Raw genomic sequence first — 26,156 nt, 5'->3', positions numbered from 1 at the left:
CTTAAACAGGCTGCAGTTCCTTTTGCGCCGAGGGTTCCTCAGGCGGAAGTGATTCCAACTGTTCGCGGATTTCCTGCTGCACGATCGAGCGGTACTCGAGGAAGTGCTCGTTGTGAGCCAGCACCACCAGGAACTGCTCCAGCAGGGCCGGGTTCTGGCGTGCCATCCCCAGTAGGTACTTCCAGAAGCGACTGCGGGTGTCGCGCTTGATGCCCTGGCGCCAGATCACGATGCTCAGAGCTCTGATGTCCGTCCAGGTCGGCAATTTGGCGGCCGCCTTCCAACGGGGTGCGCCCATTTTCAAGTAATAGCTGTACACCCGATCCATGTAGGCATTGGGTTCGTACAGCGCACAGAACGCGTCCACGTATTCATTCGCGATATCGCGGATCGGTCGGGTTGGTTTGAAATTCAGCAGGTTGGTCTGATTCACGCCTTTGGCGGCATCTTCTCCCTGAATCAGGCGGCCTTCTTTCTCCAGCCGCGCCCACAGCGCTGTTTTGGGCAGGGCCTGCAACATGCCCATCATCGCGGCGGGGATGCCGGTACGGGTCACGAAATCAACGATGCGGTGGCCTGCACCATCCTTCTCACCATCGAAACCGATGATGAAGCCCGCCATCACCCGGATGCCGTTGGCGGTGATCCGATCCACCGCTGCATCTAGGGGATTGCGGGTGTTCTGAATCTTGCGGGCCGTTTCGAGACTCGATTCATCCGGAGTTTCGATGCCGAGGAACACGCTTTCAAAGCGGGCGTCGTGCATCATTTGCATCATCTCTTCGTCATCCGCCAGATCAACGGAGGCCTCCGTGGCAAAGCTGAACGGATAGCCGCGCTCCTCCTGCCAGGTGCGGATCTGCGGCAGCAACAACTTGGCGTTGCGTTTGTTGCCGATGAAGTTGTCGTCCACCAGGAAGATGGAACGGCCCCAGCCCAGGTCATAGAGGGACTGGAGCTCCGCCACCAACTGCTCGGGGGTCTTGGTGCGCGGCTTACGGCCGTAGAGCACGATGATGTCGCAGAACTCGCAGTTGAATGGGCAGCCCCTCGAAAACTGCACGCTCATTGAGTCGTAGGCGTCCAGCTCGAGAAGATCAAACCGGGGGATCGGAGTGACGGTCACATCCGGCTTGTCGCCTTCGGCGGTGAAGCGGCCACTGGTGTCACCCCGTTCCAGGGCCTCCAGGAACATCGGCAGGGTGATTTCACCCTCATCGAGGATCTTGAAATCCGCCTGATCGAGTTCCGGTGCATCCGGAGTGGAGCTGGCGAAGGGGCCACCGATTGCCACCGGCAAACCGCGCTGCTTGGCCTTGCTGATCTGCACGGCCATGTCGTCCTTCTGCACGATCATTCCCGAAATGATCACCATCTCCGCCCAGTTCCATTCCTCCTCTGTTACGTCCCGCACGTTGCGGTCAACCAGCTTCATCTCCCAGTCCTGGGGAAGCAGGGCCGCCACCGTCACCATCCCCAGAGGGGGCAGCAGCACCTTGCGGTTCACCAGCTCGAGGATCTTCTCGTAACTCCAGAAGGTCTTCGGGAACTCGGGGTAAATGAAGAGGGTGCGCATCAGCTCGGGCGTGGAGGGTTAAGCATCCGGTCGGCCCGGTTGACGGTCACCCGCACGCAGGTGTCAGTCGTTCACAAACCCTAAGCGCTATGGCCCAGAAGCTGATCCATGTCTGATCTAATGGTGGTCACCTCCTTACTCGCACATGGGCGTTGGCATCTATCTCGGCCTTGTTGGATCCGGTCTGGTGGTCGCTGTTGTGCTCACCAAACTTCTCAAGGGAATCAAGCTGATCTGAGCGGCTCCAGCACCGTTCCCCCCCGTCGGCGGATCCAGAGCAGCGCAAGCACAGCACCGATTCCGCCGGTCAGGGCAAAGGTGGCGGACAGGCTGGTGGCCATCACCAGCAAGGCCGCTAGCAGTCCGCTGATGCCACCCCCGCCAAGAAAGGCGATCTGGCTCAATCCGGCCATCCGTCCGCGCATCACCTGAGGCGCTCCGATCTGCGTGATCAGGTTGCAACTGCTCAGCAGTCCAGCGGTACCAGCACCGATTGCAAAGGCCATGCTCAAGCTAATAGCAACGCTTGAGCTCCCCGCCATGCCCAGCTGGGCGATCGCTGTGATCAGTCCAAAGCAGCCCAGCGTCAGGAATGGTCGCCGGCTGAAGCGGGTGCTGCAGCGTTGCAGCACGATGCCGCCGGCAATGCTGCCGGCCGCCAGCACACTGGTGAACAGCCCCAGATCCCGTGGATCCGGTCCCAGTACTTGATCTGCGATCAGTGGAGCCAGGCCCGGGTGAAAGAAGTTCACCACGCAAAGCACAGCGGTGAGGGTCAGAACCCCCCGCAGGGTGGACCCGCAATCCTTCCAAGCCTTGAGCAACGTGGCATCGCCATCACCACGACTGCGTTGTTCCATGTCCCGGCGTGGCTGGAGTAAAAACATCACGCTGGCGATCGGCAGCAGATAACTTGCGGCGTCAATGCCCAGGGCCCATGCCGGTCCTGCCATGGCCACCAGCCATCCGCCGATCGGGGGGCCCACCAATTTGCCCACGTTGAACACCACCGAAAAGCTGGTGAGGTATCCCGCCAGCTGCTTGGGCTCCTCCACCAGCAGGGAGCAATACTTGTTGCGTGCGGTGAGCTCGAAGGCGCCGGCGATGCCCACCATCAAGGTGCTGCCCAACAGCAGCAGCAGCTGGGCTGTTCCCTCCAGCAGCGGGATCGAGAGGGCCCCCAGGGCAGCGGCGGCCAGCAGCCCCCACTGCGCTTGCACGAGCACCGTTTCACAGCCCAAACGGTCGGTGCGCACCCCGGCAGGACCGCTGATCAACAGGCTGGGGAGTGATAAGGCTGCAAAGTTCAAGGCCAGCACGAAGGGGTCGGCGCTGCCATGCAGCAGGATCCAGCCCTTGGCGGTGATGCCGGCGAAGGAGCCTGCGGTGCTGATGCCAGACACGACCAGGAACAGGCTGCGTTGCTGGTCCAGGCGGAGGGGGAAAGCTCTCAAGCGTCGGCTCTGATTGCCGCCACCATGTCGCGGGCCCCCACGATCCGTCCGCTCAGGTCGTAGACGTCGGCACCCGTGATCTGCACCGGCACCATTGTGCCTGGGGCGGCCTTCTGGCCGTCCTCTCCAGGCTGCACATGCACCTCCCCATCCACCTCCGGCGCAAAGCGGGCGCACCGGCCAATCATCTGCCCGGTCTGGGGGTTGTGCTGCTCGATCAGCACGTCCACGGTGCGGCTCACCCAGCTGTGGTTACGTTCGGCGGAAATGGGTTGCTGCAGCGCCATCAGGGCGTCCTTGCGGGCCTGGGCGACGTCGGGATCCACCGGGTTGGGAAGCTCAGCAGCGGCGGTGCCGTCCTCTGGCGAGAAAGTGAACACGCCCACGTGATCGAAGCGTTGGCGCCTCAGGAACTCCATCAGGTGCTGGAAGTGCTCCTCCGTTTCGCCTGGAAAGCCCACGATCAAGGTGGTGCGCAACACCGCATCGGGGAGCTGGTCGCGGATCTGATCCAGCAGCCGGTCGTTCACATCCGCTTGCCAGGGTCGGTTCATCGCCCGCAGCACCTCCGGGTGGCTGTGCTGCAGCGGCAGATCCAGATAGGGAACCACATTGGGCACCTCCCGGTAGGCCGCCAGCACCTCTGGTGTCAGACCCGTCGGGTAGGCGTAGTGCACGCGGATCCAGGGGATCTCGACCTCTCCCAGGGCCCGCAGCAGTTCCGCCAGCTTTGGCTTGCCGTATAGATCCAGGCCGTAGTTGGTGGTGATCTGACTGATCAGGATCAGCTCCTGCACCCCCTGCTCCACCAGTTGGTGCGCTTCGGCCACGATCGATTCGATCGGCCGGCTGCGTTGGTCGCCCCGCAGCTTGGGAATGATGCAGAAGGCGCAGCGGTAGTCGCAGCCCTCCGCCACCTTGAGGAACGCCACCGCCTGGTCCGTGGTGCGCTGACGCGGCAGGTGTTCATCCCCGACAAAGGTGGGCACGGCGCTGACGCGGTTCACCCGCTCGCCGGCCTCCACCCGCTGCAACACCTCCACGATGTGTTGGTAGTCGCCGGTGCCAACGATCGCCTTCGCTTCAGGAATCGATTCGAGCAGTTCATCCTGAAAATGCTGGGCCAGACAGCCGGCAATGATCAGTTCCTTGCCCTGTTCCGCCAGGCCCACAAGGGTGCGTACCGATTCCTCGCGGGCGTCCTGAATGAAGCTGCAGGTGTTCACCACCACCACAGCCGCATCGTTTTCGTTGGTGCTGACGCCGTAGCCGGCCTGCGCCAGCAAACCCACCATGTGTTCGGTGTCCACACGATTCTTTTCGCAGCCCAGGTGGGCGAACGCGACCGTTGGTTTCGTCGGGGTGCTTGTCATCACTGCGCCGCCTGCCATTCATCACCCTACGGAGAGGACTGTTTTCATCAGAACTGACAGAATTCAGCCACTTAATAGGGAATGGATGGGCACCACCCGTCTGGTCAGTCGCCGCCGTCAGGATGCCGGTGCTAAGTGGGCTCGCATCGCCATGGCGGTGCTCGCCACCGTCGGTGTGATCGACACCGGCTCGATCACCCTCAAGCGTTGGGGATTGCTGGGCAACCTCAGCTGCCCGATGGGTGCCGACGGTTGCGACAAGGTGCTCAACAGCCCCTGGGGCACGGTGGCGGACGGCATTCCGCTGTCGTTTGTCGGACTGCTGGCCTACATCGCTGTTCTGGTGATGGCGCTGTTGCCGCTGCTGCCGGGTCTGGCGGAAAACAAGAGCGATCTCTCCCGCCGCACCTGGTGGGGAATGTTCAGCGTCTCTCTGGGGATGGTGGTGTTCAGCGGCGTGTTGCTCGGCCTGATGGTGTTCAAGATCCAGGCCTTTTGCTTCTTCTGCGTTCTGTCCGCCGTTCTCTCGCTCAGCCTGTTTCTGCTGTCGGTGATCGGCGGTGGCTGGGACGATCCCGGTCAGTTGATTTTCCGCGGCATTCTTCTGGCCCTGGCGGTGCTGCTGGGGGGCCTGATCTGGGCCTCCGTTGTGGATCCAGACCGGCCGGAAGCCACGGCCACGGGTCCTGGTGTCGCTCCAGTGGTGACCACCGCCAGTTCCACGGCAACGCTGGCTTTGGCGGACCATCTCACCGCCTCGGGAGCGGTGATGTATTCGGCCTATTGGTGCCCCCATTGCCACGAGCAGAAGGAGTTGTTCGGCAAGAAGGCCACCGAACAGCTGAAGGTGGTGGAGTGCGCGCCCGATGGCCGCAACAACCAGGCAGACCTCTGCCGCAGCAAGGGGCTTGAGGGTTTCCCCAGCTGGGAGATCAACGGTGAACTTGACTCCGGTGTGAAGCCCCTCGAGGTGTTGGCGGATCTGAGCGGTTATCAGGGCGACCGAGAGTTCTGAGCCCTTCTCAAGGGCGAACAGCCCGGGTGTGGAGACCCCGGGCTCGGCTCTGACGCGAGTGGCATTGCCATTGGGGCTGCGATGAGGGGGCATCCGTGCGGAAATGTCCTCCCCTGCTCTCTTGGCGGAACAGGCAGGCCTCCAGCATCAGCTTGCTGGTCACCAGTCGGTGGCGGAGATCCAGCAACAGATTCAGATCGCGGCGACTGCTGTCATCCAGCAACAAAGCATCCCGCTGCAGACAGTTCAGCAAGGGTTGTTGATCCAGGCGTTCCAGCTCGCAGCGCAAGTGATCCAGGCCGGCGTTGAGCCGGCGTCCACTGCGGTCCACGCCAGCCCGTTGCCAGCAGAACAGGCGCAGCTGCTCGATCTGCTCCATCAACCCCGCGCTGGTGATCGCTCCCTCCAGTGCTTGCCCGTAAGCCTGCGGCGGGGCAGGGTTCGACGGCTTGATGGCAGGCCCCAGGTCGATCTCCGCCAGGCGATGGGCGAACACGAGGCATTCCATCAGGGAGTTGCTGGCCAGCCGGTTGGCGCCATGGACCCCAGTGCAGGCCACCTCGCCAACGGCGTAGAGGCCGGGAAGGTCTGTCGCGGCTTGCAGATCCGTTGCGACACCGCCCATCCAGTAATGCGCCGCAGGCGCAACAGGGATTGGCCGTTCGAGGGGGTTGAGTCCGAATTCGCTGCAGCGGTCGAGAATCGTGGGGAAACGCGCTTCCGCCTGGGCACGGGGAATGGCGGAAAAATCAAGCCACATCTGGGCCACGCCCTGCTCCCACATGCGCTGCACCAGGGCCCGACTCACCTGATCCCTGGGGGCCAGGTCACGTTGCAGCAGGTGGTCCACCGGACTTCCCCCCTGGGCATCCACCAACACCCCGCCTTCCCCGCGCACTGCCTCTGAAATCAGGAAGCAGGGGGCATCGTCCAGCCGCAGGGCCGTGGGATGGAACTGCACGAATTCCAGATCTTCTACCGCTGCACCGGCTTGCCAGGCCAGGGCAATGCCCTCTCCGCAGGCCTGGGCCGGATTGGTGGTGTTGGCAAACAGATGTCCACCGCCGCCGCTGGCCAGCACCACGGCGCGGGCCTGGATGTGTTGCAGGTGGCGGCCATCCAGCACTTGCACCCCACAACAGCGGCCGTTCTGCACATCAAGCCTGGTGACCCGCACGCCCCGCCGGTGCAGCAAGCCGGGCCGTCGTTCGACCCGCTCACGCAGGACATCCACCAGGGCGCGTCCGGTGCGGTCCTGCACATGAAGCACACGTCGATGGCTGTGGGCTGCTTCCAGGGTCGTGGCCAGGCCATGGCCGTCGCGGTCAAAGGCCATCCCCAGCTGCTGGAGGCGATCCACACAACGCGGTGCGGCGTCCACCAAAAACCGCACGGCATCGCCGTCACATAGGCCAGCGCCGGCGTTCAGGGTGTCGTCGGCATGGCTGCCCGCTGAGTCTTCAGGGCGGGTCACGGCGGCGATGCCCCCCTGGGCCCAGCGGCTGGAGGAGCGGCGTCCGGTGTTGCGGTTCAGCAGCAACACCGACAACCCCTCTGGCAACTCAAGGCAGGTCATCAAACCCGCTGCCCCAGCACCCACCACCACAACATCCCAGGGGCCGGGATCGATGGCATCAAGTGGGCGGGAAGGGTCCATCCAGGCAGTCAAAAAAAGCCGCCGGATAGTCCGACGGCTTTCGGGTGATGGGTTGATTGTGGTGGGATCAGCGGTACTGACCGTCGTTGATCCGATCGTCGCCTTCGTTCAGAGCAATTTCGGGTGGGGTCACCGTGAAATTCTCCTTGTACTTGTTGAACAATTCGATCTGACGCTCGCTCAGATCAAGGTTCAACACCTCATCAACGTCGTTGTAAGGGCCGCCCAGCACGATCTTGCCGGCCATGGTTGGGTACATCCCGGGGAACTGCTGGAAGCGGCGGACGGAGGAGTTGTTGAGGTCCACCTTGCCCTCCCGTGCAGCGATCTTGTCGTCCGCGATGTTGCGGATCTCGTTACCGGAATACTTGCCAACCAGGTCCTCGTCAGCATGAACGCTTCCGGGAAGGATCAGACCGGCCAGCAGGCCTGCCATCAGTAACGCACCGGTCAGCCAGCTCAGCAGCCGCTTCATCTCAGCTCTCCGTCGGGATCGGATTGGGTTATCCGGCAGGAGCCGGCCAGGGAACCTTACAAGTGTCACTGCCGTCTCGATCAAGCCCGCGCTGGAGCTTTTGCAGTTCGTTTCACTCGATCAGGCCGCTGAGGCCTGGTTGGAGCAGAGCGGTGATCAGAAAGAGGCCGTCCACCCAAACCGTTGTGACCAACACTGCCCCGGCCATGCTCCAGGTGGAACCAATCTGGCTCCACCTGCGGCCGAGGCCCAGGATCAACACTGCGGCAAGGGCTAGAAGCAGCATCGGCAGGGGATGGAGCAGCTGAAGGCCTGCTTGATGCAGAAGCCCTGGCGCCAGATCGATCGGAGCCATCACCACCGTGGGCCAGGCTTGCATCACTCCGGTGACCGCCATCATCAGGTCGGTGCAGGCTGTCCCCAGCAATGAGGAGAGGTAAAAGGCTGCTGCCAGCCTCCAGCGACTGTTCAGTCCAGTCAGTGCCAGGGGCAATGCGAAGGCCTCTACCGGCAGGTGTAAGAGAGGATGGGCTCGCAGCCAACCCCAGAACAGGCAACCGGCCAACCAGCTGCCGCTGAATCCCACCAAAAGCTGGCCGATTTCAGCCTTCTGTCGATCTGCGGTCTGCCCCAGAACGATGCCGACCGCCATCAGCACTGCAGTGAACAGCGTGGCGGAAAAGGGGTGCAACCTCACCCAGGGGGCTTGCAGAAATACAGGCAACACCACCATGGCTGCCGCTAAACGAGGCACCGCCAGGGTCCAGGACCGATCGGGGGCTGTGAGTTGCCAGGTGCCTCCGATCAAATCCGCCCATCAACAAGAAAGTCTCGAAACCTTAGAAGACATCTCCTGACCCCGTGCCTGACATAACGTCCTCACCACTGGTCCGTTTGCATGGCTGACCCCTCCGCTTCCCTTGGCCTTTGGGAGGCCTGTTGGCGTGATCTGGTGCTTGGCATCGTGCAGGGACTGACGGAATTCCTCCCCATCAGCAGCACGGCACATTTGAAGGTGGTGCCAGTGCTACTGGACTGGGGGGACCCTGGAGTGTCCGTGACGGCCGCCATTCAACTGGGCAGCATCGTTGCGGTGATCGCCTATTTCCGCAGGGACCTTGCCCAGGTGATGCAAGGCATCTCAAAGGCATTTCGCCATGGTCAGTGGCGGGAACCGGAAGCGCGCCTTGGCATCGCCATGGCGGTTGGCACACTTCCGATCCTTGCCGTTGGGCTGGCGATCAAGCTGTTCTGGGATGAGGGCTATGAGACATCGCCGCTGCGCAGTGTTCCCTCGATTGCCGTTGTGTCAATCGTGATGGCGTTGCTGTTGGCGGTCGCTGAACGGATGGGACCGCGGCGCAAGCAGTTGTCGGACGTTTCTGGACGCGATGGCTTGGTGGTCGGTCTGGCCCAGGTGCTGGCACTGATCCCAGGGGTCTCCCGCTCCGGCAGCACCCTGACCGCGTCATTGCTGGATGGCTGGCAGCGGGCCGATGCCGCCCGCTTTTCATTTCTCCTCGGCATTCCGGCGATCACTATCGCTGGCATCGTCGAGCTGAAGGATGCTCTGGCTGCGACGGCCGATGCCGGACCGCTACCACTCGTCATCGGGATCCTAGCGGCGACGGTGGTGTCCTGGTTGGCGATTGACTGGCTGCTCAAGTTTCTGCAGCGCCACAGCACCTGGTTGTTTGTGGCTTACCGACTGCTCTTTGGTGTGGGCCTCCTGGCCTGGTGGTCCATCCACGGCGCACACTGAAAGGAGCCCATCGTCTGTTCGACCCTTGTGGAATGAGCCCTCGGCCGGGGTAGCGGTCTCGGCCCTCAATCCAGATGCGGTGGCCCGCCAGCCCCTGCCGGCCGTGGTCGACAGCGTGGAGCCGGGCTCCATCGGCGAGGACCTGGGGTTTGAACCTGGCGATCAGCTGCTCAGCATCAATGGCATCCGGCCGCGGGACCTGATTGATTACCGCTACCTCTGCGTCGAGGAAGACCTGCACCTTGAGGTGCGCGATGCCGCCGGTGTTCTCCATCAGGTGGATCTGGAGAAGGACGCCGACGACGGCCTGGGTCTGGCCTTCACAGAAGCGCTCTTTGATGGGCTGCGGCAGTGCAACAACCACTGCCCGTTCTGCTTCATCGATCAGCAGCCCCCAGGCCACCGCGACAGCCTTTACCTCAAGGACGACGACTTCAGGCTCAGTTTTCTGTACGGGTCCTATCTGACCCTGACCAACCTCACGGATGCCGACTGGCAGCGCATCGACGAGCAGCGACTGTCACCTCTGTATGTCTCTGTGCATGCCACGGAGCCTGAGTTGCGGGAACGGTTGCTGGTGAATCCTCGGGCCGGACTGCTGATGCAGCAATTGGCCTGGTTTGCCGAACGGGATCTTCAGATCCATGCCCAGGTGGTGGTGTGTCCCGGCATCAACGACGGTGCCGCGTTGGATCGCAGCCTGCAGGACCTGGCCCGCTTTGCCGAAGGCGAGTGGCCAGCGGTGCTGTCAGCTGCTGTTGTGCCCGTGGGGTTGACCCGTTTTCGCCCGCCGGATGATGGGTTGCGTCCGGTGGATCCCGCCGGCGCCCGCACCGTGATTACCCAGGTGGAGGCTTGGCAGAAACAGTTTCAGGCGCGCCTCGGCAGCCGTTTTGCCTGGTTGTCGGATGAGTGGTACCTGATGGCTGGGCAAGCCCTGCCGCCACGACCTGACTACGAAGACCTTCCCCAGCAGGAAAACGGCGTGGGCACCATCCGGGCCTTTCTCGAGGCGTTGGATCAGGCCACCCAGAATCTGCCGCAACGGATCCAACAACCGCGCCGTTGCACCTGGGTGGTGGGTCGCATCGTGGCATCGGCGTTGCGTCCGGTTTGCGACCGCCTCAATCGTGTTGAAGGGGTTGATCTCCAGTTGCTGGGCTTGCCCAGTCCCTATTGGGGGCAGGATCAGGTGGTGACCGGTCTGCTCACGGGAGAAGACCTGTTGAGTGGTTTGGCCGGGCTGGATCTCGGGGATGAGCTGCTCTTGCCGTCGGTGATGCTGCGGCAGGGACAGCCTGTATTCCTCGACGACATGAGCCTGGAAGAGCTGCGACAGCAGCTGCCGGTTCCGGTCCGGATTGTTTATGGGGCGGCTGACATCGTGGCCTCCGTTCTCGGTTGACTAGGAAAAACTCCCTATGCTCCGCCCAGATAGCGAAATGCTGTGCGTCGGTTCACCGCAACTGTTGTCCTGACTGCTGGTGTTCTGGCGGCAGCTCCAACTCCTGGATTTAGTCAGGACGAACCGACATCCTCCACCTCAGCGTTGGTGGATCAAACCACCCTTCCAAACGCGCTCGATTTGAAGGGAGAGCGTCCTCAATCGGATTCATCGGTCATCCCTGCTGCTGCTACCGAGATGCCGGCTGAGCTCCGGGATCTTGGGACTCCCCCCAGCCTTGCTCTCCCTGACAGTCCTGATCAGGTTCGAATTCACGAGCTCCGTCCGCTGACGTTGGATGAAGCTCTGACGTTGGCCGAGGTCAACAGCCCATCTCTGAAGGCCGCTGCTAGCCAGGTTGATCAGGCCAAGTCGTCATTGCGCGCAGCGATTTCAGCGTGGTACCCCACGGTTGATCTGTCAGCTAACGGTCTTCCGAGTTATCTGAAGTCATACAACTATCGAAATCCAGATTTCGTCCCCGGCATCGCTGGTGAAAATGAAACTTACGATCGCGAAAAGCGTGCTGATGTCAGCCTGAGTGTCCGCTGGGACATCATTGACCCTGCACGTGTCCCTGAGATCGCATCACAACGTGACGCCTACGAGCAATCTCGAGATGCATATTTGATTGCCCTGCGGGACCTGCGTCTCCAAACCGCTTCTTCATATTTCCAACTGCAGGAGGCTGATGAAGGGGTTCGGATTGGACAGGCATCGGTTCGAGCGTCTCTGGTGAGCCTCCGAGATGCCAGAGCCCGCTTCAACGCGGGTGTCAACACCAAGCTGGAGGTGCTCGAAGCTGAGACGCAGTTGGCTCGAGACCGCAACCTGCTCACAGATCGTCTCGCATCACAGGATCTTGCCCGTCGCGGCTTGGCCCGTGAACTTGCACTGCCTCAGGACATCACCCCAACAGCGGCTACACCGTCAGCCCCCCTGGGATTGTGGGAGCCCTCTTTACAAGAGAGCATCGTCGCCGCCTACAACTATCGAGAAGAACTTGATCAGTTGATTCTTGATATCTCAATTGACAACAGCAGAGCTAATTCTTCCTTGGCTGCAGTCCAGCCGGTACTCAGTTTCGTCAACACCACAACCAGTTTCCGCAGCGAAGGACAGTCCGGTGTGAGCTCGCTCGGAGACATCGACATGGACGATTACACCTGGGGTGCCCAGAACACCACCGCTTTAACGGCAACCTGGCGACTCTTTGATGGTGGACGGGCCAGGGCTGAGTACCGCCGTTTCAAGCGAGCCGCCGAGGAGAGCGCCTACAACTTTGCGTCGACACGTGATGGCATCCGGTTTGAGGTTGAGCAGAGCTTCATCAACCTGCGCTCAGCCATCCAGAACATCGAGACCACATCGAGTGAAGTCTTGTCCTCCCGAGAGTCACTGCGGTTGTCTCAACTGCGGGTGCAGGCGGGTGTCAGCACACAGCGGGAAGTCGTAGACAACCAGCGCGATCTCACCAACGCTGAGATCCGCTATGCCCGCGCGATACGCGAATACAACACAAGCTTGGCTCAACTGCAGCGTCGCACGGGTCTTGATGCATTGATTGCCTGCCCTGCCAACACACTCCCTGCGCAAAAGCCGGAAGCTGAGGGCATGGTGATTCCGATTGAACCCACACCCCTGAAAACTGCTTGCCAGATGGGTGCCGTCGCAGGTCAGACTGAAGCAATCCCCTAGCCTGTGTAGCCCCTGTGGTGACGTCGGTACTCAGTTCAGAACAACTGAGCGCCATTCATCAGTTGCTGGATCGCATTGCAGAGCGTCAGCGCTCGGATTTCGGCAATATCATTTCTGATGTCAAACCAGACGGCACATTGATCACGGCCTGTGATCGCTGGAGTGATGCAGAGCTGGTCAAGGGACTGGCCTCGATTGCACCCGGTGAGGGCGTTCTCAGTGAAGAGGGGTCCCAGCGTGTTCCCCAGAGCAGGGCTTACTGGGTTGTGGACCCTCTGGATGGCACCACGAACTTCGCGACGGATATTCCAGTGTGGGCAATCTCCGTGGCGCGTTTTGTTGATGGCCGCCCCAGTGAGGTGTTCCTTGATGTTCCTGCCCTGGGTCAGCGCTTCGTGGCGTTGCGGGGGCGTGGTGTCATGCGCAATGAACAGTCGTTGACCACAGCGACCCGCCAGCACGTCAACAGCGCCTGTGTGTCGTTGTGCAGTCGTTCGATCCGTGTGTTGCAGCGAAAACCAAATCAGCCTTTTCCTGGAAAGATCCGGCTGTTCGGCGTGGCCAGCCTCAATCTGGTGAGCGTGGCGATGGGGCAGACCATTGCTGCCCTTGAGGCCACCCCAAAGATCTGGGATCTGGCGGCTGCCTGGTTGGTTCTCGATGAATTGGGCTGTCCGATCCGTTGGTTGGATATTGATCCCGCTGAGCTGTCGCCGGGTCAGGACTTGTCTCAGACCAGTTTTCCAATGCTTGCTGCAAGCTCTTGGTCTGAGCTGGCGCGCTTTCTGCCCTGGGGGGAAGCCCTGCTTCAGCCTTAGTGGTTGCGCCTTAGGTGTGAGGAGTGTTATGGTTTTGTCTTGCGCAGGAGCCGAGAGGTGAGAGCGCAAGACCGAAGCCTGAGGGGCGAAAGCCTTGAGGTGTCTTGGTTCACTTACAAGACAAAGAGGGAGCGATCCCACGGTGTTGTAAGTTCTTCAAGCGGTCGCGAGAGGCCGCGTTGATCAGTTACCACTCTTCTGAAAGGAAGGGGTTAGGGAGTTGATCGCACCTGGACAATTGAAAAGTTTAGGAACTGACGCTTTCATCGCGTTTGGTTCTGAACCGAGCCGCAAGGTGAGGTGAGGGACTAAATGAAGAAGCGATGAAGGTGTGAGGTCCCGTCAAAAAATTTCGTTGCGTCGAAGCATTGTGCTTGCAACGGGAAGGTTTTCACGATCCTTTCTGTTGCCGGTGTGCGCAATGTGGAGCAACAACCGGATCTGAGATCCTGGAAAGTCATAGATAGAGAAATCTAGATGTGCACTCTTAAGAACCCTTTCTGTGTCAGCGGGAAGGAGGCTTCAACTGTTACTGGTTTTACTGAGTAATGGGTGACGCAAATCAAGTTGAGATGATGAAGATTATCAAGAGGACTTGATCTACAACGGAGAGTTTGATCCTGGCTCAGGATGAACGCTGGCGGCGTGCTTAACACATGCAAGTCGAACGAACCTTCGGGTTAGTGGCGGACGGGTGAGTAACGCGTGAGAATCTGCCCTCAGGAGGGGGATAACGGTTGGAAACGACCGCTAATACCCCATATGCCGCGAGGTGAAATGAATTTCGCCTGAGGATGAGCTCGCGTCTGATTAGCTAGTTGGTGGGGTAAAGGCCTACCAAGGCATCGATCAGTAGCTGGTCTGAGAGGATGATCAGCCACACTGGGACTGAGACACGGCCCAGACTCCTACGGGAGGCAGCAGTGGGGAATTTTCCGCAATGGGCGAAAGCCTGACGGAGCAACGCCGCGTGAGGGATGAAGGCCTCTGGGCTGTAAACCTCTTTTATCAAGGAAGAAGATCTGACGGTACTTGATGAATAAGCCACGGCTAATTCCGTGCCAGCAGCCGCGGTAATACGGGAGTGGCAAGCGTTATCCGGAATTATTGGGCGTAAAGCGTCCGCAGGCGGCCCTTCAAGTCTGCTGTTAAAGAGTGGAGCTTAACTCCATCATGGCAGTGGAAACTGTTGGGCTTGAGTGTGGTAGGGGCAGAGGGAATTCCCGGTGTAGCGGTGAAATGCGTAGATATCGGGAAGAACACCAGTGGCGAAGGCGCTCTGCTGGGCCATCACTGACGCTCATGGACGAAAGCCAGGGGAGCGAAAGGGATTAGATACCCCTGTAGTCCTGGCCGTAAACGATGAACACTAGGTGTCGGGGGAATCGACCCCCTCGGTGTCGTAGCCAACGCGTTAAGTGTTCCGCCTGGGGAGTACGCACGCAAGTGTGAAACTCAAAGGAATTGACGGGGGCCCGCACAAGCGGTGGAGTATGTGGTTTAATTCGATGCAACGCGAAGAACCTTACCAGGGTTTGACATCCTGCGAATCTCTTGGAAACGAGAGAGTGCCTTCGGGAACGCAGTGACAGGTGGTGCATGGCTGTCGTCAGCTCGTGTCGTGAGATGTTGGGTTAAGTCCCGCAACGAGCGCAACCCACGTCTTTAGTTGCCAGCATTTAGTTGGGCACTCTAGAGAGACCGCCGGTGATAAACCGGAGGAAGGTGTGGATGACGTCAAGTCATCATGCCCCTTACATCCTGGGCTACACACGTACTACAATGCTACGGACAAAGGGCAGCAAGTTCGCGAGGACAAGCAAATCCCATAAACCGTGGCTCAGTTCAGATCGTAGGCTGCAACTCGCCTACGTGAAGGAGGAATCGCTAGTAATCGCAGGTCAGCATACTGCGGTGAATACGTTCCCGGGCCTTGTACACACCGCCCGTCACACCATGGAAGTTGGCCACGCCCGAAGCCGTTACTCCAACCCTCGGGAGGAGGACGTCGAAGGTGGGGCTGATGACTGGGGTGAAGTCGTAACAAGGTATCCGTACCGGAAGGTGCGGATGGATCACCTCCTAACAGGGAGACAACACAATGATTTTGATGCCTGAGTACTTTTATTCTTAGGCCGAAATCCTGTCACCTTAGGTCGATCGGTACCTCAGCGTTGAAGCAACAGAGTTAACAGAGATGTTGATGCGTGTTGTGGAGATGATCAGTTCCTAAACTTTGTCTAGGTCACACCCCACAAGGGTTGAGTTTTCCTGGGCCATTAGCTCAGGTGGTTAGAGCGCACCCCTGATAAGGGTGAGGTCCCTGGTTCAAGTCCAGGATGGCCCATTCGGTGTTGGGGGTTTAGCTCAGTTGGTAGAGCGCCTGCTTTGCAAGCAGGATGTCAGGAGTTCGAGTCTCCTAACCTCCACTGACCGAACTCAATCTCCGGTTTTGCATTGAAAGATGGAGAACCACTCGATTGTGAAGTGTGATTTAGATGTGTCCGCTGGATGACCCCAGCTTCCTGTCATTCCAAATCGAAGTAAGTTAGTTTACTTAATTGAATTTGGTTGATAAGATGCTGGGCTCGATTTCAGTGATCAAGCAATTGGTCATTGGATTTGAAGTTCTGGCAGAACCTTGACAACTGCATAGGTAAGTCTGGAAAAAACAAAGCATCTTACAGATGCATTGTTTTGAATCTGATCTTCTGAAAGGGAGATTGGATCTAGAACAATGAAAATTCTTTTGAGCAAGAGCCGAGACTCTTGAGCGTTCTTTGATTCGTGTCGAGCGAATCAGAGTTAGATCTTGTTTTAGGAATCAGCGAAAGTTGATGATTAAAACTTGAGAATCTGCTTTCAACGGCGGTAAGCGTTCAGGAGATTAATTGGTCAAGCTACAAAGGGCTCACGGCGGATACCTTGGCACACAGAGGCGATGAAGGACGTGGTTACCTGCGATAAGTCTCGGGGAGCTGGAAGCACGCTTTGATCCGGGAATTTCCGAATGGGGCAACCCCTAGTACGGCCAGCTGAATCCATAGGCTGGCGCGAGCCAACCCAGCGAACTGAAACATCTTAGTAGCTGGAGGAAAGGAAAGTAAAAACGACTCCCTAAGTAGCGGCGAGCGAACGGGGAAGAGCCTAAACCGATACTTTCGAGTATCGGGGTTGTGGGACAGCAACGTGTATCAGGGATGTTAGGAGAAGTGTTTGAATGACACGCCACAGAGGGTGAAAGCCCCGTAACCGAAAACTGAACTGAGCTAGCTGTATCCCGAGTAGCACGGAGCACGTGAAATTCCGTGTGAATCCGCGAGGACCACCTCGTAAGGCTAAGTACTACTGTGTGACCGATAGCGAAACAGTACCGCGAGGGAAAGGTGAAAAGAACCCCGGGAGGGGAGTGAAATAGAACATGAAACCGTGAGCCTACAAGCAATGGGAGCCCTACTCATAGGGTGACCGTGTGCCTGTTGAAGAATGAGCCGGCGACTTATAGGCACTGGCGGGTTAAACCGGAAATGGTGGAGCCATAGCGAAAGCGAGTCTGAATAGGGCGCTTGTCAGTGTTTATAGACCCGAACCCGGGTGATCTAACCATGGCCAGGATGAAGCTTGGGTGATACCAAGTGGAGGTCCGAACCGACTGACGTTGAAAAGTCAGCGGATGAGCTGTGGTTAGGGGTGAAATGCCAATCGAACCCGGAGCTAGCTGGTTCTCCCCGAAATACGTTGAGGCGTAGCGTCTGATGCTCCAGCAGGGGGGTAAAGCCACCATTTCGGTGCGGGCTGCGAGAGCGGTACCAAATCGAGATGAACTCTGAATACCCTGTGTGTAGTCAGGCAGTCAGACTGTGGGGGATAAGCTCCATGGTCAAGAGGGAAACAGCCCAGACCGCCAGCTAAGGTCCCCAAATCAACACTAAGTGATAAAGGAGGTGGGATTCCATAGACAACCAGGAGGTTTGCCTAGAAGCAGCCATCCTCAAAGGAGTGCGTAATAGCTCACTGGTCGAGGGATCCTGCGCCGAAAATGAACGGGGCTAAGTGTTGTACCGAAGCTGCGGATTTATGGTAGGGGAGCGTTCTATGTGGGGCGAAGCGTTAGCGTGAGCGGGCGTGGACTGCATAGAAGTGAGAATGTCGGCTTGAGTAGCGAAAACATGGGTGAGAATCCCATGCACCGAAACCCTAAGGGTTCCTCCGGCAGGCTCGTCCGCGGAGGGTTAGTCTGGACCTAAGGCGAGGCCGAAAGGCGTAGTCGATGGATAACAGGTCAACATTCCTGTACCGGTTATGTTTTGGGAAGAGGGACGGAGAAGGCTAGCCAAGCCAGATGTTGGTTACTGGTTCAAGCGTTCGAGGCGTTGAGGAGCGGTGAAAACGTTCCGAGCTAAGGCGTGAGTACGAGCTGCTACGGCAGCGAAGTTGGTGACGTCATGCTTCCAAGAAAAGCTCTATACCCGTTAAGGCATAACTGCCAGTACCCGAAACCGACACAGGTGGGGTGGTAGAGAATACCGAGGTGCGCGAGGTAACTCTCTCTAAGGAACTCGGCAAAATGGCCCCGTAACTTCGGGAGAAGGGGTGCCACCGCAAGGTGGTCGCAGTGAAGAGGCCCTGGCGACTGTTTACCAAAAACACAGGTCTCCGCTAAGTCGCAAGACGATGTATGGGGGCTGACGCCTGCCCAGTGCCGGAAGGTTAAGGAAGCCGGTCAGCGTAAGCGAAGCTGGCGACTGAAGCCCCGGTGAACGGCGGCGTAACTATAACGGTCCTAAGGTAGCGAAATTCCTTGTCGGGTAAGTTCCGACCGCACGAAAGGCGTAACGATCAGGGCTGCTGTCTCGGAGAGAGGCTCGGCGAAATAGAATTGTCTGTGAAGATGCGGACTACGTACACCTGGACAGAAAGACCCTATGAAGCTTTACTGTAGCTTGGTATTGTGCCCGGGCTCTGAATGCGCAGGATAGGTGGGAGACGTTGAAGTAGTGCTTGCGGGTGCTACTGAGTCAATGGTGAGATACCACTCTTTCAGAGCTAGGGTTCTAACGTTCACCCGTTATCCGGGGAGCGGACAGTATCAGGTGGGCAGTTTGACTGGGGCGGTCGCCTCCTAAAAGGTAACGGAGGCGCGCAAAGGTTCCCTCAGGCTGGTTGGAAATCAGCTGACGAGTGCAAAAGCAGAAGGGAGCTTGACTGTGAGACCCACAAGTCGAACAGGGACGAAAGTCGGCTTTAGTGATCCGACGGTTCTGAGTGGAAGGGCCGTCGCTCAACGGATAAAAGTTACTCTAGGGATAACAGGCTGATCTCCCCCAAGAGTTCACATCGACGGGGAGGTTTGGCACCTCGATGTCGGCTCATCGCAACCTGGGGCTGAAGTCGGTCCCAAGGGTTGGGCTGTTCGCCCATTAAAGCGGTACGCGAGCTGGGTTCAGAACGTCGTGAGACAGTTCGGTCCATATCCGGTGTACGCGTAGGAACATTGAGAGGATTTCTCCCTAGTACGAGAGGACCGGGAGGAACGCACCTCTGGTGTACCAGTTATCGTGCCAACGGTAAACGCTGGGTAGCCATGTGCGGAGTGGATAACCGCTGAAAGCATCTAAGTGGGAAGCCCACCTCAAGATGAGTGTTCCCATGGGGTAACCCAGTAAGGTCACGGGGAGAACACCCGTTGATAGGCTCTATGTGGAAGTCCAGTAATGGATGCAGCAGAGGAGTACTAATAGACCGAGGGCTTGACCAACATTTTGGTTCTTGCCTTAAGACAACATTCTTTGTTTGATTCAGACGCGCAACTACGGTTGCAGATCCTATGCAGTTCTCAGGGTTCACACCTTGGGAATGATTTTTATCCTGGTGTTCATGGCGGTGTGGTCCCACTTCGATCCATCTCGAACTCGGTTGTGAAACGCATCAGCGGCGACGATATTTGGGGGGTAGCCCCCTGAGAAAATAGCTCAATGCCAGGTAAAACATTCCTCAATACGGGAGTTGATGATTGAGCCGTTGCGGCCAACATCCACCCCCACGAAGAAACCACCTCACTATGAGGTGGTTTTTTTGTGCTTTGCTTTGCTCTTCGTTCACCAGTTTTTTAGTGAGTCGCTGGTGTTAACGTTCTCATAAGTGAAGAATTCACCGTGCGTCGACGCGCTCGTATCCGCTGGATTGTCGTCAGCCTCTGGCGAGCGGGTCAACGATGGGTGAGTCATGAATGTGTTGATCTCAGTGCTGCGTTCGCATATTTCACGCTTCAGTCAATTTTTCCGTTGCTGTTGATTGCGCTGTCTGTCTTTGCCAACGTCATCGGCAAGGCTGACAGCCTCGACTATCTCTTTTCCAGTCTGTCGCCTGTTCTGCCTCCTTCAGCGCTCGACCTGGTGGAAACCACATTGCGCGGCCTTGTGGACCAAGGTTTCGGAGCAGGCTTGTTCGGTGTTGTTGTTCTTCTGGTCACCGCGAGCAATGCATTTTTGACACTTCAGCGTGGAGCTGATCGATTGTGGGAGGAGTGGATGCCATCCCCAACGCAGTCACAATCGTTCTCTTTTCAGGCGATTCAGTTCATCCGTAGTCGTCTTGAAGCCTTCATGATTGTGTTGTTGCTGGCATCCTTGCTCCTGGTAGAGCAGGTCGTGGTGGGCTTTCGCCAGCTGCCGGATGAATTGCTTGCCACCCTTCAGCAATTCGCGCCGGAGTTGTCACTGGTGCTGCGGACGGGTCCAGTGACACGGCTGGGACAGATCCTTGTTCCAACCCTGTTTCTGTCGTTGTTGGCGCTTTTGCTTCAGCGCGTTCTTCCTAGCCGTCGCGTTCCATTGAGGCCACTGATCCCCGGCTCTTTGTTGATCGGATTCAGTCTCACGATCCTGAACAGTGTTCTCAGTCTCAGTATCATTTCACTGGGTAATCGCTACCAGGCCTATGGCGTGATTGGCGGTGTTTTGGTCTTAACGCTATGGGTCTGGCTGGTGGGATTGATTTTGTATTTTGGCCAATGTTGGAGTGTTGAATTGAGCCTTCGATTGCGTCAGCCTGCTCAAGGACAACCGAACCTCACATCTGCTTGATCTTTAGGCCGACTTTGCGAAGCTGGATTTGATCTGAACAGCCCTGTCTGCCTGATTGATGAATCGTCCACCAGCATTGCTTTGGTTCGCCGTTCTGTTACTGCTGCTGTTGCCAACAGCCGCTGGGCGCGTCCTGCTGGATCTTGTAGGTGGGGTGGCATTGGTGCTGCTGGCGCTCCCTCTGCTCTTGACGGGGCTTGGCTGGATCGGATGGAAGGTTCTTCAGTCGCGCATGGTCACGTGTCCAGCCTGCGGAACCGCCAGTGTCAAGGGTGTTGAGCGATGCCCCGCCTGTGGCATATCCATGCCTGTGGGTTCAACTGCGTCGGCTTCAGCCAACGATGCTGTTCCCGCCAGCGATGTCACCATCGACGTGACGGCTCAGGAGGTCAACTCGGATTCCTGAGCCTGCAATTGACGTTCGCGCAGAAACAGGAAAAACGGAGCTGCGCAGGCGAAGGCAACGCCAAAGCTGAGGGGGATCGCCAGCCACCAGCCTTTGATCTTCTGTCGTGGTCCTTCCACACAGATCCAGATCGTCACAGCGGTAGCCCCGATCAACAAATCCGCGCTGAGGGACCGAGCTGCTGCCGTGCTGGAGGCATCGGCCACAAACCGCGCCAGGTCGAAGGCCTGGCCGCCGCTCTCCGCGATGAACTCCAGGTTTGCTTTCCAGGGCAGAACAGCGCCCAGTACGGCCAGGGCCAGGTAAATCCAGGGGAGAGCTTTACGCATCAGTGGTTGGTTCAAGGCTGTCGGGGTCGAGGGTGTCGACGGCACGTTCCACAGACTTCAGCAGTGATTCGCAGTGGTCGAGGTACACCTCACCATGCGCTACACGCTGCTGCAGCTCAGCCAGTGGAACCGTGTCGCTTTGTAGCTCAGCCAGCAGCAGATCGAGGGCTTGCAGAGCTTCTTCGTAGCTGAGGCCTGCGGCATCCTCGCGCCAGGTTTCGATCTGGGCTTGCAGGTCGTTGGGTTGGCTCATGGCGTTGAAGACGAGTTTTGTGGACGCACCTGGGTCACCACGGTTTCGATGCTGCCGTCGTGGAAGCTGAGGGTCAGTGTGTCCTTCTTGCGCACACCTTTCACGCCATCGATGGTCATGCCCTGGCCATTGCTGACGAGGGCAAGCCCCTGCTTCAGCCAGCGCTGCGGCGAGAGGGCCCTCAGCAGGGCGCGGCGCTGTTCCAGCTGCTGCCGCAGTTGTTGAAGCCGTCGTTGCGGTGTAAGCAGGGCCAGTGCCTGGCGACGATCCAACAGGCGTTGATGCTGGCGTTCCAGCCAGCGGCTCCGCAGCTCCCGCAGCCGTTGGCGCTGCTGCTGCAGCTCTCGCAGCGCCACATGCCGATCCGGTAGCAGAGCCACGATGGCGGCGGTCGGGGTGGCGGCCCGATGATCCGCTACCAGGTCGGCCACGGTCAGGTCATCCTCATGGCCGAGCCCCGTCACAACGGGGACCGGAAAGGCCGCCAGATCACGGCAGAGATCTTCGTCATCGAAGACAGCCAAATCTTCGCGGCTGCCGCCGCCGCGGGCCAGCACCAGGGCGTCCAATCCCAGCGCGCTCGCTTCTTCGGCAAGGCGACCCAGCACCTCTCGGATTCGCGCTGCCACGCTGCCTTGAACAGGGATCGGCACCACCAGCAGGCGTGTCATCGGCCAACGTTCGGAGGCGGTACGAAGCATGTCCGCCAAGGCGGAGCTGGGAACGCTGGTCAAGACCGCCAGTGTTCTTGGTTGCCTTGGAAGCGGTCGCCGGCGGGTGATGTCGAGCAACCCCGCCTCCTCCAGCCGGCGACGCACCAGTTCGAACTGCCGCAGCACGGTGCTCAGGCTGGGGCGGATGTCCAGCACTTGGACGTTGAGACTGGCTCGTGCCGCCCAGAAATTCAGCTTGCCGACCACGGTCACCCCGTCGCCGTCTTCCGGGCGATAACGGAGTTGCCGCAGCTGAGATGCCCACGCCACCGCAGAGATGCTTGCCTCCCCATCGGTCAGGGTCAGCCAGAGGTGGCCTTTTTTGAGCTGGGGCCTGGAGACGGTCGCTTCAACCAGGAAGCGCGGAGCAAAGCCCCGTTCCAGCAGGTTGCCGATGGCGGTATTGAGTTCCGCGACGGAAAAGCTGGGGATCCGATCAGCGCTCAAGACGTCGGTAGGCGAAACCCCAGTAGAGGCAAACCACGGCGCTGATCATGGCCACGGCTGCTCCCCAGGCCTGGTGGAGTTGGGTTGCGGCGATAGTGAAAATAACCAGGGCACTGCTCAGCAACCTGGAGCCATCACGACGGTTCTGAACGTAAAGCGGTGCCAAGGCTGTTGGTTCGTGGAGGTCCACTGTGGACCATCAGCGAGCGGATGAGCAGACAGCAAAAACCCCTCCGGCCAGGCCGAAGGGGCTTTTTTAGATCGCGATGGATCAGCCGAGGCCGATCTGGGACAGGATGCCTTGGCCGGTCAGCAGCTCAGTGCCGAGGCCGATGACGAAGCCCATCATGGCCAGTCGGCCATTCCAGGTTTCAGCGAAGTTGACGAAGCCGAAGCGTGCGTTGTCAGACATGGGGGTGAACCGGTTGTGGTTTCGCTAAATGTAACAAAGGTTGGACTTTTGTTGCCAGTGCTTGCGACGACACTCGGACGCGTTCATTCCCTGGTATCGGATCGTCGCTTGGTGAAGGCTGTTGCGATCGCCTCGAGCGGGTTGTCGGGCCAGGGATGTTTGGGATAGCGGCCGCGCATCTCGCGGCGTACGTCGTTGTAGCTGCCCTGCCAGAAGCCTCTGAGATCGCGGGTCCGTTGCAGAGGACGACCGGCAGGAGAGAGCAATTCGACGGTCACCGCCAGCCGGTTGTCAAGAACGGTCGGCCCTTCCTGGCAGCCGAACATCTCTTGCAATTTCACAGCAAGCACTACCTCCTCATCCTCGTAGCGGAGCGTTGCTTCCCGGCCGGAGGGGATGCTCAAACGCAGGGGCAGCAGCCGATTCAGCTGCTGGCGATGCTCCCAGCTCAGCTCACCCCAGAGGGCCTCCTGCAGGCTGAGTTCATCCAGGTCTCGCCAGCTGAGACAGCCCTCCAGGCAGGGCCCCAGCCACTGCTCGGGATGCTCAATCAGTGGGATGCGATCCCGGTTCGGCCATGGAGACCCTCGGTGGCGGTGCGCCAGCGCCAGACGTCGACGCAGTTGTTCACAGCTGTCTGACCAGGGCAGCAGCTCCAGCCGGCCGGATTCCCTGAAGCGGCCGAGCAGAAGATCTCGGCACTGCTCGGCCGGTGGAGCCGGTTGCGCCTCCTGGCGAAGCACCAGCGCCCCCAGCTTCAGCTGACGTTCGGCTCGAATCCGCTCTGATTTGTCATCCCAGCTGACCTGATCCAGCCATTCCCCTTGCTGCAGGGCCAGCTGCTCCACCCGTTGACGGCTGAGGGGCACCGCCAGCTGGATCCTGGTGTCCCGTTGGCCCATGTCCAGCCTGGCCACCGCCAGGGCCTCAGAGCCGGCAAGGGGGTCTGTTGGACGAAGGATGGCCCCACGACCCTGGCGCAGTCGGTAGCGCCCCGTTTGTCCGGGCCGTTGTAAAGCGAGCCATTTTGGGAAGGCGGTGAGGATCAACTGGGCGCTGTCGATGCCCGTGCCCTCGGCATCGGGATCGATCCCCAGGCGTTCCAGTTGCCGCTCCAGTTGACGGCTCAGCTCCCGTAGGGGTTTGCAACGCTTCTGCTCGCCCATGGCCTCGAGGCGGGCTTCAAGGTCGCAGCCCACCTCCGCTGCAGACAGGGGATCCCGGTCACTCAGGAGGGCGGCCAGATCGCAGCCAAGCCGGCTGCGGCCATGGCGCTGAGCTTCCACCATCAGCAGACCAAGGCGTGGGTGGACCCCCAGCTGCGTCAGCTGAAGGCCGATGGCGGTTAATCGGCCGTCTCTGTCAAGGATGCCGAGGCTTTTCAGCTCCCCTTGCCCCTCCCGCAGGGCCGCTTGGGGTGGTGGATCCAGCCAGGGAAGCGCATCCCCCAGCCCTGCGCCCCATCCCGCCAGCTCCATCACCACCGGTTGGGGGTCCGCCAGCAGCAGTTCCGGTGGGCTGAAGGATGGGCGTCGTTGTTGCTCGGCTGGCGACCACAACCGGACGCAGCAGCCAGGTCCCTGGCGACCCGCCCTGCCGCGTCGTTGATCCGCACTCGCAAGGCTGGCGGGCACGGTCTCGAGACCCTCCATGCCGGTGTTCGGATCGAAGCGCAGCTGCCGGCTCAGGCCGCTGTCGATCACGAGGCGCACGCCATCAATGGTGACCGAGCTTTCGGCAATACCACTGGCCAGCACCAGCTTGCCGTCGCGGTTTGCAGGGCAGCGTTTCAGCGCATCGCTCTGGCGCTCCAGAGGCAGCTGGCCATGGAGGGGGCAGATCTGCCAGTGCCTGAGGGCATCGGCGTGCTCCAGCCGTTCCCGGCAGCGCTCGATCTCTGCCAGTCCAGGCAGAAACACCAACACTCCACTGCCTGTCGGGAGATCAAGGCCATGGGTCTCCACGGCACGGAGCACTTGCTGGGGCAGTGGTTCGTCCGCCCGTGGGGGTTGGTGCAGGGTGTCGACAGGGTGGGCCCGGCCTTGGCTGGTCAGCAGCGTGGCCTCGGGCAGCCGTGAGCGCAGGTCGGCGATGTCCAAGGTGGCTGACATTAGCATCAGGCTCAGGTCCGGCCGCAGCAAAGCGGCGGCTTCCCGCAGCAGGGCGAAGGCGAGGTCGGCATCGCGGCGCCGTTCGTGAAATTCGTCAAACAGCACACAGCTCACCCCGTCCAGAGAGGGATCCGCCTGCAGCCGTCGCAGAAAGAGGCCGTCGGTGATGACTTCCACCTGGGTTCGGGCGGATCGCCGCTGCTCACCGCGCACGGCGAAGCCAATCCGCTGTCCAACCGGTTCCTCGAGGCTGGAGGCCAGGCGGTCTGCAGCGGCCCGAGCCGCCAGCCGGCGGGGTTCAATCATCCAGATCCGCCCGTCCCTGCGGACCTGGTCCCCCAGGGCACCGATCAGGGCAAGCGGAACCCGGGTGGTTTTTCCTGCGCCAGGCGGAGCTTGGAGCAACAACGTGCGCCCTGGCTGGAATCGGGCGCACAGCTCAGGCAGGAGCGCATCGATCGGATAGGCGTCCTGCCTGGGTTTGAGCGTCAACGCAAAAGGTTGAGCACCGCCATCAGCAGCAAGCTGCTGATGGCGCCAAGGGCGGTCAGGAGCCGGACCAATGGGCCCATGGACATCGTGAGATTGGCCATGAAGAAAACCTTAAAGGCCGAAGCCATTCCGTCTTAGCTCGGCTTGAGCGCTTCTGCTGTCGCCGTTCGCACGGCTTCACATCCGGGTCGCCTGGGTGCCTCAGCGCACGTGCCGGGTTCCATCAACGGGGTGGTATTCCTCGCCGGTCAATTCTTCGAAAACAATGGCGGGCAGGCCGGTTTCAAACATCGTCTGCAGGGCCTCCTTCAGATAAGGGTTCCAGCCCCCGGTGCTCACCTTTCCATGACGGACGGTCCAGTCCCAGGTCCCCTGCAGGTCCCGAGGGATTCGCCCCTCGCGGTCGCGTCGGGCCACCAGGTCGAGTGACTCCACCAATCCCACCGTCACCGGGTCTTTGCCGTAGGCGGGGGTGAGGCTCAGCTCCAACCGCACGGGGTCTTCCTTCAGCAGGCGCAACCTGAAACGGGGAGGCAACTTCACCCCTTTGATGACGGCAGCAACGATGCGTGTTTTCTGATCCACTCGGACGTCCCCTGATCGTTTCCTGGTTGATACCCCATTCGGGCATCAATA

General features: G+C 59.7%; 22 protein-coding genes, 2 tRNA genes and 3 rRNA genes. 13 read left to right on the top strand and 14 right to left on the bottom strand.

The genetic code is table 11. The features are described 5' to 3' along the window. Position 1: 1 nt before the first annotated feature. Positions 2-1,576 (bottom strand): B12-binding domain-containing radical SAM protein, encoded by a 1,575-nt coding sequence (locus TX72_RS11070; RefSeq protein ID WP_011129052.1) that lies wholly within the window; start codon positions 1,574-1,576, stop codon positions 2-4. A gap of 145 nt (positions 1,577-1,721) precedes the next feature. Here TX72_RS11070 and petL point away from each other — a divergent pair, with 145 nt between their 5' ends. Beyond that, positions 1,722-1,814, top strand: coding sequence for a cytochrome b6-f complex subunit PetL (gene petL / locus TX72_RS11065; protein ID WP_011129051.1), 93 nt, complete (start codon positions 1,722-1,724; stop codon positions 1,812-1,814). On the opposite strand, the gene TX72_RS11060 is transcribed toward petL, so the two are convergent. Together TX72_RS11060 and rimO are read right to left on the bottom strand one after the other, a co-directional pair. Further along, the gene (locus TX72_RS11060; protein WP_011129050.1) at positions 1,801-3,030 is read right to left on the bottom strand and encodes an MFS transporter; all 1,230 of its coding nucleotides are present in this window, start codon (positions 3,028-3,030) and stop codon (positions 1,801-1,803) included. The genes petL and TX72_RS11060 overlap by 14 nt on opposite strands. Further along, a complete protein-coding gene (gene rimO / locus TX72_RS11055) occupies positions 3,027-4,403 on the bottom strand; it encodes a 30S ribosomal protein S12 methylthiotransferase RimO (protein WP_148228819.1) in 1,377 nt (458 codons plus the stop codon). The genes TX72_RS11060 and rimO overlap by 4 nt, the downstream gene beginning before the upstream one ends. 85 nt (positions 4,404-4,488) lie before the next feature. Between rimO and TX72_RS11050 the strand changes: the two genes are divergently transcribed. Continuing rightward, positions 4,489-5,418, top strand: coding sequence for a vitamin K epoxide reductase family protein (locus TX72_RS11050; RefSeq protein ID WP_011129048.1), 930 nt, complete (start codon positions 4,489-4,491; stop codon positions 5,416-5,418). A gap of 7 nt (positions 5,419-5,425) precedes the next feature. Here TX72_RS11050 and nadB read toward each other — a convergent pair whose 3' ends face one another. The 3 genes from nadB to TX72_RS11035 all read right to left on the bottom strand — a co-directional run bounded on the left by nadB (position 5,426) and on the right by TX72_RS11035 (position 8,358). Beyond that, entirely contained in the window at positions 5,426-7,075 is a 1,650-nt protein-coding gene (nadB, locus tag TX72_RS11045; protein WP_011129047.1) for an L-aspartate oxidase, read from the bottom strand. A 67-nt stretch (positions 7,076-7,142) separates the two neighbouring features. After that, a complete protein-coding gene (psbU, locus tag TX72_RS11040; protein ID WP_011129046.1) occupies positions 7,143-7,550 on the bottom strand; it encodes a photosystem II complex extrinsic protein PsbU in 408 nt (135 codons plus the stop codon). A gap of 112 nt (positions 7,551-7,662) precedes the next feature. Then, positions 7,663-8,358 (bottom strand): DUF3120 domain-containing protein, encoded by a 696-nt coding sequence (locus TX72_RS11035; protein ID WP_011129045.1) that lies wholly within the window; start codon positions 8,356-8,358, stop codon positions 7,663-7,665. A 90-nt stretch (positions 8,359-8,448) separates the two neighbouring features. On the opposite strand from TX72_RS11035, the gene TX72_RS11030 reads away from it, so the two are divergent. From TX72_RS11030 to TX72_RS10980, 11 genes are all read left to right on the top strand, one after another. Then, positions 8,449-9,312, top strand: a complete 864-nt coding sequence (locus tag TX72_RS11030) for an undecaprenyl-diphosphate phosphatase (RefSeq protein WP_011129044.1) — start codon at positions 8,449-8,451, stop codon at positions 9,310-9,312. A 25-nt stretch (positions 9,313-9,337) separates the two neighbouring features. Then, complete coding sequence (locus tag TX72_RS11025) at positions 9,338-10,717, top strand: TIGR03279 family radical SAM protein (RefSeq protein ID WP_042503900.1); 1,380 nt, start codon at positions 9,338-9,340, stop codon at positions 10,715-10,717. Between the two features lie 42 nt (positions 10,718-10,759). Continuing rightward, complete coding sequence (locus TX72_RS11020) at positions 10,760-12,454, top strand: TolC family protein (RefSeq protein WP_011129042.1); 1,695 nt, start codon at positions 10,760-10,762, stop codon at positions 12,452-12,454. Between the two features lie 14 nt (positions 12,455-12,468). Next, positions 12,469-13,272 carry an inositol monophosphatase family protein gene (locus TX72_RS11015; protein ID WP_011129041.1) on the top strand — a complete coding sequence of 268 codons (804 nt, stop codon included), beginning with the start codon at positions 12,469-12,471 and terminating at the stop codon, positions 13,270-13,272. 602 nt (positions 13,273-13,874) lie between these two features. Next, a 16S ribosomal RNA gene (locus tag TX72_RS11010) occupies positions 13,875-15,358 on the top strand. 187 nt (positions 15,359-15,545) lie between these two features. Continuing rightward, positions 15,546-15,619 (top strand) — tRNA-Ile (locus tag TX72_RS11005). A gap of 9 nt (positions 15,620-15,628) precedes the next feature. Continuing rightward, positions 15,629-15,701: transfer RNA gene (locus TX72_RS11000), tRNA-Ala, on the top strand. A 464-nt stretch (positions 15,702-16,165) separates the two neighbouring features. Next, positions 16,166-19,030: ribosomal RNA gene (locus TX72_RS10995) — 23S ribosomal RNA — on the top strand. Between the two features lie 109 nt (positions 19,031-19,139). After that, positions 19,140-19,256, top strand: a 5S ribosomal RNA gene (rrf, locus tag TX72_RS10990). The 16S, 23S and 5S rRNA genes sit together here with 2 tRNA genes alongside, the layout of an rRNA operon. A 171-nt stretch (positions 19,257-19,427) precedes the next feature. Continuing rightward, on the top strand, positions 19,428-20,357 hold the full coding sequence (locus tag TX72_RS10985; protein ID WP_011129040.1) for a YihY/virulence factor BrkB family protein: 930 nt from the start codon (positions 19,428-19,430) through the stop codon (positions 20,355-20,357). A 58-nt stretch (positions 20,358-20,415) separates the two neighbouring features. Then, positions 20,416-20,763 (top strand): hypothetical protein, encoded by a 348-nt coding sequence (locus TX72_RS10980; RefSeq protein ID WP_011129039.1) that lies wholly within the window; start codon positions 20,416-20,418, stop codon positions 20,761-20,763. On the opposite strand, the gene TX72_RS10975 is transcribed toward TX72_RS10980, so the two are convergent. The 8 genes from TX72_RS10975 to TX72_RS10945 all read right to left on the bottom strand — a co-directional run bounded on the left by TX72_RS10975 (position 20,739) and on the right by TX72_RS10945 (position 26,105). Further along, on the bottom strand, positions 20,739-21,092 hold the full coding sequence (locus tag TX72_RS10975) for a DUF2834 domain-containing protein (RefSeq protein ID WP_011129038.1): 354 nt from the start codon (positions 21,090-21,092) through the stop codon (positions 20,739-20,741). The genes TX72_RS10980 and TX72_RS10975 overlap by 25 nt on opposite strands. After that, the gene (gene xseB, locus TX72_RS10970; protein WP_011129037.1) at positions 21,085-21,345 is read right to left on the bottom strand and encodes an exodeoxyribonuclease VII small subunit; all 261 of its coding nucleotides are present in this window, start codon (positions 21,343-21,345) and stop codon (positions 21,085-21,087) included. The genes TX72_RS10975 and xseB overlap by 8 nt, the downstream gene beginning before the upstream one ends. Next, on the bottom strand, positions 21,342-22,505 hold the full coding sequence (gene xseA, locus TX72_RS10965) for an exodeoxyribonuclease VII large subunit (protein ID WP_011129036.1): 1,164 nt from the start codon (positions 22,503-22,505) through the stop codon (positions 21,342-21,344). The genes xseB and xseA overlap by 4 nt, the downstream gene beginning before the upstream one ends. Continuing rightward, on the bottom strand, positions 22,495-22,695 hold the full coding sequence (locus TX72_RS14280) for a hypothetical protein (protein WP_042503896.1): 201 nt from the start codon (positions 22,693-22,695) through the stop codon (positions 22,495-22,497). Before TX72_RS14280 ends, xseA begins: the two co-directional genes overlap by 11 nt. 81 nt (positions 22,696-22,776) lie before the next feature. Further along, a complete protein-coding gene (locus TX72_RS10955) occupies positions 22,777-22,917 on the bottom strand; it encodes a CAB/ELIP/HLIP family chlorophyll-binding protein (RefSeq protein ID WP_011129035.1) in 141 nt (46 codons plus the stop codon). A gap of 83 nt (positions 22,918-23,000) precedes the next feature. Then, positions 23,001-25,520, bottom strand: a complete 2,520-nt coding sequence (gene hrpB, locus TX72_RS10950; RefSeq protein ID WP_011129034.1) for an ATP-dependent helicase HrpB — start codon at positions 25,518-25,520, stop codon at positions 23,001-23,003. Further along, positions 25,517-25,648, bottom strand: a complete 132-nt coding sequence (locus TX72_RS14895) for a hypothetical protein (protein WP_263969711.1) — start codon at positions 25,646-25,648, stop codon at positions 25,517-25,519. The genes hrpB and TX72_RS14895 overlap by 4 nt, the downstream gene beginning before the upstream one ends. Before the next feature lie 73 nt (positions 25,649-25,721). Further along, positions 25,722-26,105, bottom strand: coding sequence for a DUF8663 family protein (locus TX72_RS10945; RefSeq protein WP_011129033.1), 384 nt, complete (start codon positions 26,103-26,105; stop codon positions 25,722-25,724). Positions 26,106-26,156: the final 51 nt, after the last annotated feature.

Source organism: Parasynechococcus marenigrum WH 8102, assembly GCF_000195975.1.
Classification (GTDB): Bacteria; Cyanobacteriota; Cyanobacteriia; order PCC-6307; family Cyanobiaceae; genus Parasynechococcus; species Parasynechococcus marisnigri.
This window is presented reverse-complemented; position numbering and strand designations above follow the sequence as displayed.